We start from the raw sequence: 10,085 nt of genomic DNA on the forward strand, positions 1-10,085 counted from the left end.
CGACGCGTCCATGCCTCCGCACGAGGTCCCGCGGGAGGACCAGCCGATGCACCGGGAAGCCGCGCTCGAAGCCGAGATCGCGCGTCTGAGGCGGGCCCTCGACGAGGCGGTGCAGCGCCTGGCCGAGGAGAGCCCCTCGGCGCGGGCCCAGGACGAGCGCGAGATCGCCGAGGGCCGAGCCGCCCTCGCGCTCGAACGGGAGCGTGCGGCCGAACTCGAACGGGCCCTGGCGGACCTGAAGGCGCGCTCGATGGTGCTCGCGGCCAGCGAGGCCCGGTATCGCCTCGCCGTCGAGAGCGCGAAGGATTACGCGATCTTCACCATCGACCTCACCGGCCGCATCACCGGCTGGAACACGGGGGCGGAAAACCTGCTCGGGTGGGCGGAGGACGAGGCGGTCGGCCGCCCCGTGAACGTCATCTTCACACCCGACGACAACCGGGAAGCCATTGCCGAGGAGGAGATGCGGCTCGCGGTCACCGACGGCCGGGCCGACGACAACCGCTGGCACCTGCGCAAGGACGGCGTGCAGTTCTGGGCCAACGGCCTGATGATGCCGATGCGCGACGACGCGGGCGGCCTGACCGGCTTCTTGAAGATCCTGAGGGATCTCACCGAGGCGCAGCTCGCCAGCGAGCATCAGCAGCTCCTCATCCACGAGCTCAACCACCGGGTGAAGAACACCCTCTCCACGGTCCAGGCCTTCACGACCCAGTCGCTGCGCACGGCCGCCTCGCTGCACGACGCCCGGGAGGCGATCACGGCACGGCTCATCGCCCTGGCCAAGGCCCACGACGTCCTCACCGCCGAGAAATGGGAGAGCGCCGAGCTCACCCGGCTCGTCGACGACGCGCTCAACCTCCACAACGCCGACCGGCAACGCTGTCGCTGGCAGGGCGACGCCGTCCGGGTGGTGCCCCGCACCGCGCTCGCCCTGTCGATGATGATGCACGAACTGGCGACGAACGCGACCAAGTACGGGGCCCTGTCGAACGACGTCGGCACCGTGACGGTATCGTGGGCCATCCTCGACCGGGAGAACGGCTCGGAGGAGGCGAGGCCGCGTCTCACTCTGCGATGGCAGGAACGGAAGGGCCCGAGCGTGACGACGCCGACCCGGCGGGGGTTCGGCACGCGGATGATCGAGCGGGGCCTTGCCAGCGAACTCGGAGGCAAGGTGCAGATTGACTACGAGCCGGCAGGGGTCGTGTGCACCATCGACATCCCCCTCGAAGCGGTGTGAGCCGCGAGGTTGGATCGATCGTGTAGACGGCGGCTGAGGAAAGTCCCGACGATGAGTGTTCGCGTTTCCATGATCGACCTCGGGTTCCGCCTCGTTCGCGATCGGGCGATCGCCGCGTGGCCGTGCCGGGCGCCGCTGCGCAGCCCGCCAGCCCGGGCCGTCCCGTGAGCGTCATCGTGATCGATTCTCCCGTCCTGGCCGGAAAGGGCGCCGAGCCATGGGCGTCCACCTTTCCGGGGGGCGGGGAGGCGGGCGCACTGATGCGGGCCCACGACTGGAGCGCGTCGGAACTCGGCGAACCGGCGACGTGGCCCCCGCCGCTGATGACCCTGGTCACGGTGCTCCTGGGCTCGCGCCAGCCGATGTTCGTGGCCTGGGGCGAGCACCGCATCCTCCTCTACAACGACGCCTACGCCCCCATGCTGGCGGCGCGCCACCCCACCGCCATGGGACGCCGGTTCTTCGCGGTCTGGCCCGAGGTCAGCGAGTCGGTCGGTGCCCTGATGGACCGGGTCTTCGCGGGCGAACCCGTCCATATGGACGACCTCGAACTCACGCTGCATCGCAACGGCTACCCCGAAGAGACGCATTTCGCCTTCTCATACACGCCGGTGCCGGGCGAGGGCGGTGTCATCGCGGGTCTGTTCTGCGCCTGCACCGAAACGACGTTCCAGGTCCAGGCCGAGCGGCATGCGGCGGGCGAGCGCAGGCGCCAGCGCCAGCTCCTGCAGCAGATGCCGGGCTTCGTCGCCGTCCTCGCCGGTCCGGACCACGTCTTCGAACACGTCAACGACGCCTATATCGCCCTTTCGGGTCCGCGCACCTTCGTGGGGCGGAAGGTGCGCGACGTCTTCCCCGAGATCGAGGTACAGGGATTCCTCGTCCTGCTCGACGAGGTCTATCGCACCGGGCTGCCCTTCTCGGCGCAGGCGATGCCGATCCAGCTCGCGGGCGACCCCCACACGCGCTTCATCGACTTCCTCTACCAGCCGATCCGGGACGACCAAGGAACGGTCACCGGCATCTTCGCCGGCGGCTACGACGTCACCGAGCGGGTCAGAGCCGAGGAGGCGCTACGGACCACCGAGCGCCGGCAAGCGTTCATGCTCGCCCTCGGGGACGGCCTGCGCGGGCAGGCGGACCCGCGCGCGGCCATGCAGGCGGCGGTCGACGCCCTCGGTCGCCACATCGGCGCGGATCGGGTCGGCTACGGCCTGATCGAGCCCGACGGCGACACCGTCACCCTCGAAACCGAATATCTCGACGGGGTGGAGCCTCTGGTGGGCACCTATCCCCTGGACGCATTCGGTCCGGGCAACATCGCCAACCTCCGGGCGGGGCGGACGTCGGTGTATACGGACGTCGAGGCCGATCCGGGCACGGCCGGTCTGGGGCTTGGCGACTACGGCATCGCCGCCCTGATCGCGGTGCCCCTGGTGCGGTCGGGCGAGCTGCGCTCGGCGCTCTACGTCAACCAGCGGGTGCGCAGGGCCTGGACGCAGGACGAGGTCGAGCTCGTCGAGGAGGTGGCGGCGCGGGTCTGGGACGCGGTCGAACGGGCCAGGGCCGATGCGGCCAGGCGCGAGAGCGAAGAGCAGTTCCGCGTCTTCGCCCAGGTGATGCCCAACCAGGTCTGGGCCGCGTCCGCGGACGGGCTCCTGTATTGGTTCAACGACCAGGTCTACGCCTATTGCGCGGCCGAGCCGGGCGAACTCGACGGCACGACCTGGACGAACATCGTCCACCCCGACGACATCGAGGCGGCGGGGGTGACCTGGGCCGCCTCCGTCGCCACCGGGGACGTCTACGAGGCCGAGTTCCGCATCCGCCGGTTCGACGACGCCTATCGCTGGTTCCTCGTGCGCGCCGAGCCGATCCTCGGCGCGTCCGGCGAGGTGCTGCGGTGGGTCGGCACCAATACGGACATCGAGGACCAGAAGCGCATCTCGGCCGAGCTGCGCCATCTCAACGAGACGCTGGAGCAGCGAGTCGAGGAGCGCACGCGCGAACTCGGTCTGGCGGAGGATGCCCTGCGCCAGGCCCAGAAGATGGAGGCGGTCGGGCAGCTGACCGGGGGTGTCGCGCACGACTTCAACAATCTCCTGACGGTCATCAAGTCGTCCACCGACCTCCTGAAACGTCCCGACCTGCCCGAGGAACGGCGGCAGCGCTACGTCGGCGCGATCTCCGACACGGTGGCCCGGGCGGCCAAGCTCACCGGGCAGCTCCTCGCGTTCGCCCGGCGCCAAGCCCTCAAGCCGGAGGTGTTCGATGTCGGGCGCAGCGTCACGGGGGTCGCCGACATGGTCGGCACGCTCACCGGTGCGCGTATCCGCATCGTCACCCGGCTGGCCGAGACGGCCTGCTACATCGACGCCGATCCGAGCCAGTTCGATACGGCCATCGTGAACATGGCGGTCAACGCCCGCGACGCCATGGAAGGCGAGGGCGTCCTCACGATCGCGGTGGCGGCGACGTCGCAGGTGCCGGCCATGCGCTCCCACCCGGCGCGGTCCGGGAACTTCGTCGCGGTCTCGATCGCGGACACCGGCGCCGGCATCGCCCCCGAGGACATCGAGCGCATCTTCGAGCCGTTCTTCACCACCAAGGGCGTCGGCCAGGGGACCGGCCTCGGCCTGTCGCAGGTGTTCGGCTTCGCCAAGCAGTCGGGCGGCGAGATCGAGGTTCGGAGCACCCCCGGCCTCGGTACGACCTTCACGCTCTATCTCCCGCAGGTCCCTCCTGGCGGGATCGCCCAGACGACAGCGCCCGACGACCAACCGTCGAGCGACGGCCACGGCATGCGGATCCTCGTGGTCGAGGACAACATGGACGTCGGCACCTTCGCCACCCAGACCCTCGCCGAACTCGGCTATGCCACGGTCTGGGCGACCAACGCCGACGAGGCCCTCGCGGAGCTCTCCGGAAACGCGACGCGCTTCGATGTCGTCTTCACCGACGTCGTGATGCCGGGCATGAACGGCATCGAGCTCGCCCACGAGATCCGCCGCCTCCACGGGGACCTGCCGATCCTGCTCGCGAGCGGCTACAGCCACGTGCTCGCCCGCAACGGGACCGACGGCTTCGAGCTCCTCCACAAGCCCTATTCGGTCGAGCAGCTCTCGCGGACCCTGCGCAAGGTCGCCGCGCGACGCAGGCGCGGCGGCGGGTCGGCCGCCTCGTGAACACATGCGCCGACGGACCGTCGTCTCCCGCACACCGTCGCGGATCGCGATCGCCGCGCTTTGCACGCTCTGGCGCACGATGCTTGGATGGTGGCCTGCCGCCGCGTCCCTGAGGATCGCGGGCGATGCCCTGTCGCCGGCAGCGCGAGGAGGGAAGCCAAGATGATCGCCAAGAACACGATCTGCCTCTGTTACGACAAGGACGCCGAGACCGCGGCCCGCTTCTACGTCGAGACATTCCCGCAGAGCACCATGGGCGCCGTCCACCGGGCGCCGGCCGACTACCCGTCGGGACAGGCCGGCGACGTGCTGACCGTCGCGTTCACGGTGGCGGGGATCCCCTGCATCGGCCTCAACGGCGGGCCGGCTTTCCGGCACAGCGAGGCCTTCTCCTTCCAGATCGCCACCGACGATCAGGCCGAGACGGATCGCCTGTGGAACGCCATCGTGGACAACGGGGGCCAGGAAAGCGCCTGCGGCTGGTGCAGGGATCGCTGGGGCATCTCGTGGCAGATCACGCCGCGCGTCCTCACCTCCGCGCTGGCGGCCGGCGGCGTGGCGGCGCAACGGGCGTTCTCGGCCATGATGGCCATGCGCAGGATCGACGTCGCGGCGATCGAGGCGGCCATGGACACCTGACGGCACCTCGGCTGCGCCGCCCGCCCGGGCGCGAAGGATCCCTTCGCGACCCGAGACGGCCGGGCGGCACGGGTCGGGCCGAGATCTGGGACGCTCAGACACGTCGCGCGACGGACGGCCGGTGTCCCCCATGGTAGTCCTGCGCAACCAGACGCGGTGGGGCAGCGTGGCGGACAGTCGAGGCCATCGTCGTGACGAATCGGCGTTCGAAACGCTTGTGGCCTCCGGGCAAAGCCCCCGGCCGGGCAGCCTCGAACGGGAGGGCGCCCGGGTGCATCCCGGGTCGGCGCTCCTGGAGGCCCTCGGCCGGCTGGGGTGCGGCACCGTGATCCTGAATCACCTCGGCGCGGTCCAGGCCATGAATGCGCAGGGCCGGGCCGTGCTGGGGCAGGAAACCGCCCTCGTCGGCGAGGCAGCTGCCGACGATGGCGCGATCGCCGGCGCGGTCAGCGCCCTCCTGGCGCGCGGGGCGCGGCGATTGGGCCTCGGGGTCGACGACTGGACGGTCGTCGCACGCGAAGGCCGCCGGCCGCTCCTTCTGCATGCGGTGCCGATCGCACAGGCGGGGGGCGAGCGCAGCGATACCGCCCTGCTCCTGATCGATCTCGACCGGCCGGTGGCGCCCGACCGTTTCGCGATGGAGCAGGTCTTCGACCTCACTCCCGCCGAAGCGCGTCTCACCATCCTCCTCACGGGCGGCGCGAGCCCGTCCGAGGCTGCCGCGGCGCAGGGCGTGAGCCTTGCCACGGTCCGCAAACAACTTGTGTCGATCTTCGGCAAGACCAGGACGCGCGGTCAGGTCGAGCTCGTTGCATTGGCATCGCGCCTGGCGGGCCTGCCTTGACGATCGTGCAAGCCGCCCCGGATCGAGCGATCGCTGCCTACCTTATAACATGTGTTGGTATTCGACTGAACGTCGACCGCCTCGACTATCGAGATACTGCCGCAGATTGGCCACAGTTAATCAAAGCCGGTGAATGCTCGCTAACGTTTAAGGCGCATCATCCATATGGATGATGCGCCGGCCGCGCCGGCCCACTATGCCACTGTGCGAGAAGGCGCCCGTGCGACCGCGAGACGGACAGTCTCTCGCGGTCGTGGTGAGGCGTGCAGATCACCGCGAACAAGAAGGACCGACGACGCCTCCCGATCGGAGGGGGATCGCCGGGGCCGGGGGCCATGTCATGTCGCAGTCCGTCAGCAACACCCAGCCGTCGCTCGTGGTGAAGTCCTACATCACGACCCAGGGGCTCTATCCCACGGCCGGCAGCGGCGGCCCCGGCACGGCCCCACAGAACGACGACGAATACATGGGCGTCATCCGGCTGACCGCCGCGTCCTACGCGCCGGGCGTGGACGTCAGCGGCCAGACCTTGAACATCAGGGGTAACGAGGCGCTCTACTCGATACTCGGAACGCGTTACGGCGGCGATGGCCGGACGACCTTCAAGCTGCCCGACTTCATGGGCGACGTGTCGGTCGGTGTCGGCGGCGGCTTCCTGACCGGCCTCGGACAGCACGGCGGGACCACCGCGACGGCCCTGACCACCGCCAACCTGCCGGCCAACCTCGGCGGACAGGGCCAGGCCTTCGACAACCACCAGTCCTCGGAGGCCGCCAACTACTTGATCTCGGTCAATGGATTCTTCGGCACTTATCGGGCCGGGACTCTGATGCAGACGGCGTTCGACATCGTACCGGAGGGCTTCCTCCCGGCCGACGGACGCCTGCTGAACAGCGCGGATTATCCACTTCTCTACGCCGCGCTCGGCACGGCCTACGGCGGCGACGGGACCACGTTCCGTCTGCCCGACCTCACGGGACGGGCGGTCATGGGCGACGACGCATCGACGGTGATCGGCCAGCAGGTCGGCTCCGCCACCGTCTCGCTGACGAACGCCAACGCCCCGGCGTCGGCTGGCGGATCCGGCCAGGCCTTCGCCAATGGCCAGCCGGCCCTCGTCATGACCTACCTGATCGCGGTCCAGGGGCTCTACCCGGACCGTGACGGAGGGCGCGGCGCGTACTCGGAGCCTTACATCGGCGAGCTGTTCGCCTATGCGGGCACCGACGTCAGCGACGCGAACCTGCCGGAAGGCTACCTGCGCGCCGAAGGCCAGCTGCTACCGATCAATCAGTATCAGGCGCTGTATACACTGATCGGAGCAACCTACGGTGGCGACGGAATCAGTGTCTTTCGATTGCCGGACCTGCGCGGCCGGGTCGCCGTGGACGACGGGACTGACCGCCCCCTCGGTCAGACCTTCGGCCAGGCGGGCGAGACCCTCGACGTCAACGAGATCCCGGCGCCGGCCGCTCCGGTGATCACCGGCCCGGCCAACGGCGCGACGACCACCGACGACACGCCCGACATCAGCGGCACGGCGAGTCCCAACAGCATCGTCACCGTCGTCATCGACGGCGCGACCGTGGGCACGACCAGGGCCAACGCCTCGGGCGCGTGGACCTTCACGCCGACCGTCAAGCTCTCGGACGCCGCCCATAGCGTCACGGCGGCGGCCAGCTATGGCGGCGATCAGAGCTCGGCCTCGACCGCCCGGACCTTCGCGGTGGACGTCAACGACGCGCCGGCCCTGACCGGCCCGCAGACGGCGCTCGCCGCCGGCAGCGAGGACATCGCCTACACCGTGACGGCGGCCCAGCTCCTCCAGGGCTGGACCGATGCGGACTTCACCACCCTTGCGGTGACGGGGCTGATCACCTCCAGCGGCTCGGTCACATCCGACGGCAACGGCACCTACACCGTCACGCCGGCGGCGAACGCCAACGGCCCGGTGACGCTGAGCTACCAGGTGAGCGACGGCGTCAACGCGGTCAGCGCCACCCGCACCTTCACGCTGGCCGCCATCAACGACGCCCCTCAGCTCACCGGCCCGCAGGCGACACTGCCGGCCGGTACGGAGGACACCGCCTCCACCGTGACGAGCGCTCAGTTGCTCCAGGGTTTCTCCGATCCCGAGGGCACGACGCTCGTGGTCTCGAGCCTCAGCGTCGACCACGGCACGGTCGTCAGCGACGGCGCGGGCGGCTACACGATCATGCCCGAGGCGAACTACAACGGGCCGCTCACGATCAGCTATTCGGTCGGCGACGGCACCGCCTCGCTCCCCGCGACCCTGAGCACGACGCTCGCGGCGGTGAACGACGCGCCGCGCCTCACCGGCGCGCAGGCGACGCTGGCGGACGGCACGGAAGACACTGCCTTCACGGTGACGAGCGCACAGCTGCTCCAGGGCTTTTCGGACCCCGACGGCACGACGCCCGTGGTCTCGAGCCTCAGCGTCGACCACGGCACGGTCGTCAGCGACGGCGCGGGCGACTACACGATCACGCCCGAGGCGAACTACAACGGGCCGCTCACGATCAGCTACAGCGTGGGCGACGGCACCGCGTCGATCCCCGCGACCCTGAGCACGACGCTCGCGGCGGTGAACGACGCGCCGCGCCTCACCGGCGCGCAGGCGACGCTGGCGGACGGCACGGAAGACACCGCCTTCACGGTGACGAGCGCMCAGCTGCTCCAGGGCTTTTCGGACCCCGAGGGCACGACGGTCGTGGCMTCGAGCCTCAGCGTCGACCACGGCACGGTCGTCAGCGACGGCGCGGGCGGCTACACGATCACTCCGACCGCGAACTACAACGGGCCGCTCACGATCAGCTACAACGTGGGCGACGGCACCGCGTCGATCCCCRCGACCCTGAGCACCGCGATCACGGCGGTGAACGACGCCCCGCGCCTCACCGGCACCCAGGCGACGCTGGCGGACGGCACGGAAGACACCGCCTTCACGGTGACGAGCGCCCAGCTGCTSCAGGGCTTCACCGACCCCGACGGCACGACGCCCGTGCTCTCGAACCTCAGCGTCGACCACGGCACGTTCGTCAGCGACGGCGCGGGCGGCTACACGATCACCCCGACCGCGAACTACAACGGGCCGATTACGATCAGCTACGACGTCGGCGACGGCGTCTCCTCGGTCGCCGCGACGCGCGATGTGACCATCGACGCCGTCGACGACGCGCCTGTGCTGGCTGAGCCCGGCACCGTCACGCTGTCGGAGAGCGCCGCCCCCGGGACGACGGTCGCGACGCTGTCGGCGACCGACCCGGACGGCGCCGGCGTGCTGACCTATGCGATCCAGGGCGGGAACCAGGCCGGCCTGTTCACCATCGATGCCACCACCGGCGTGGTCGCGCTGGCCGCCGGCAGGAGCGTCGACGCGCAGACCGCGGCCCGGCACGTGCTCGGCGTGCGGGCCACCGACGGCAGCGGCCTCGTCRACGACCGGAGCCTCACCATCGACGTGCTCGACGTCGACCGGGCGGGGGTCCTGACCTTGACGGGCTTGACCGACGGCAATGCCCGCGAGGGCACGCCGNACGACCGGAGCCTCACCATCGACGTGCTCGACGTCGACCGGGCGGGGGTCCTGACCTTGACGGGCTTGACCGACGGCAATGCCCGCGAGGGCACGCCGATCGTCGCGCTGCTGGCGGATGCCGACGGGGCGACGGGGGCGATCACCTACACCTTCACCGACGTGAGCGATCCTCAGGCCCCGAGGGTGCTGTTGACCGGATCGTCGGCGAGCTACACGCCCGACTACACCGCGGCGGGGCAGGCGATTGCGGTGACCGTCTCCTACACCGACGACCAGGGCCACACCGGCCTGGCCTCGGCCTCGGCCGGCGTGGTCGGGAACGTCGACGTCGCGCCGCCGCAGACGCAGCTCGTCTCGGGGCCGGCCGCCGTCACCCGCGCGACGAGTGCCACCTTCACCTTCTCGGGCAGCGACGATATCGCCGTCGATCACTACGAGGTCAGCCTCGACGGCGGCGGCTACGTCAGGACGACGAGCCCCTACACGGTGACCGGGCTGGCCGACGGCGTGCACAGCTTCGCCGTGCGGGCGGTGGATGCGGCCGGCAATGCCGACCTCACGCCCGAGTCCACCCTCTGGACGGTGGATACCCAGGCGCCCACGGTCTCCGGCGTT

General features: G+C 70.2%; 5 protein-coding genes and 1 pseudogene. All 6 read left to right on the plus strand.

The annotated features are described in order from the left end of the window. Nucleotides 1–46 precede the first annotated feature (46 nt). Nucleotides 47–1,243 (plus strand): HWE histidine kinase domain-containing protein, encoded by a 1,197-nt coding sequence (locus tag ASF39_RS14690; RefSeq protein ID WP_056285220.1) that lies wholly within the window; start codon nucleotides 47–49, stop codon nucleotides 1,241–1,243. A gap of 362 nt (nucleotides 1,244–1,605) precedes the next feature. Then, a pseudogene (locus ASF39_RS22645) lies at nucleotides 1,606–2,787 on the plus strand (PAS domain-containing protein); the annotation flags it as partial. Further along, nucleotides 2,770–4,428 carry an ATP-binding protein gene (locus ASF39_RS22650; RefSeq protein WP_348271522.1) on the plus strand — a complete coding sequence of 553 codons (1,659 nt, stop codon included), beginning with the start codon at nucleotides 2,770–2,772 and terminating at the stop codon, nucleotides 4,426–4,428. The pseudogene ASF39_RS22645 and the gene ASF39_RS22650, both read left to right, overlap by 18 nt. A gap of 165 nt (nucleotides 4,429–4,593) precedes the next feature. Next, nucleotides 4,594–5,067, plus strand: coding sequence for a VOC family protein (locus ASF39_RS14700; protein WP_156648514.1), 474 nt, complete (start codon nucleotides 4,594–4,596; stop codon nucleotides 5,065–5,067). Nucleotides 5,068–5,197: 130 nt separating this feature from the next. Further along, the gene (locus ASF39_RS14705; RefSeq protein ID WP_156387626.1) at nucleotides 5,198–5,911 is read left to right on the plus strand and encodes a helix-turn-helix transcriptional regulator; all 714 of its coding nucleotides are present in this window, start codon (nucleotides 5,198–5,200) and stop codon (nucleotides 5,909–5,911) included. A 340-nt stretch (nucleotides 5,912–6,251) separates the two neighbouring features. Continuing rightward, a partial coding sequence (locus ASF39_RS14710; RefSeq protein WP_210168677.1) for a cadherin-like domain-containing protein occupies nucleotides 6,252–9,467 on the plus strand: 3,216 nt, incomplete at its 3' end. Between the last annotated feature and the right edge of the window lie 618 nt (nucleotides 9,468–10,085).

The organism is Methylobacterium sp. Leaf108 (assembly GCF_001423265.1).
In the GTDB taxonomy this organism is placed as follows: Bacteria; Pseudomonadota; Alphaproteobacteria; order Rhizobiales; family Beijerinckiaceae; genus Methylobacterium.

Coding starts and splice junctions, on each gene's coding strand:
- ASF39_RS14690 (WP_056285220.1), top strand. CDS start 47: ATGCACCGGGAAGCCGCGCTCGAAGCCGAGATCGCGCGTCTGAGGCGG.
- ASF39_RS14705 (WP_156387626.1), top strand. CDS start 5,198: ATGGTAGTCCTGCGCAACCAGACGCGGTGGGGCAGCGTGGCGGACAGT.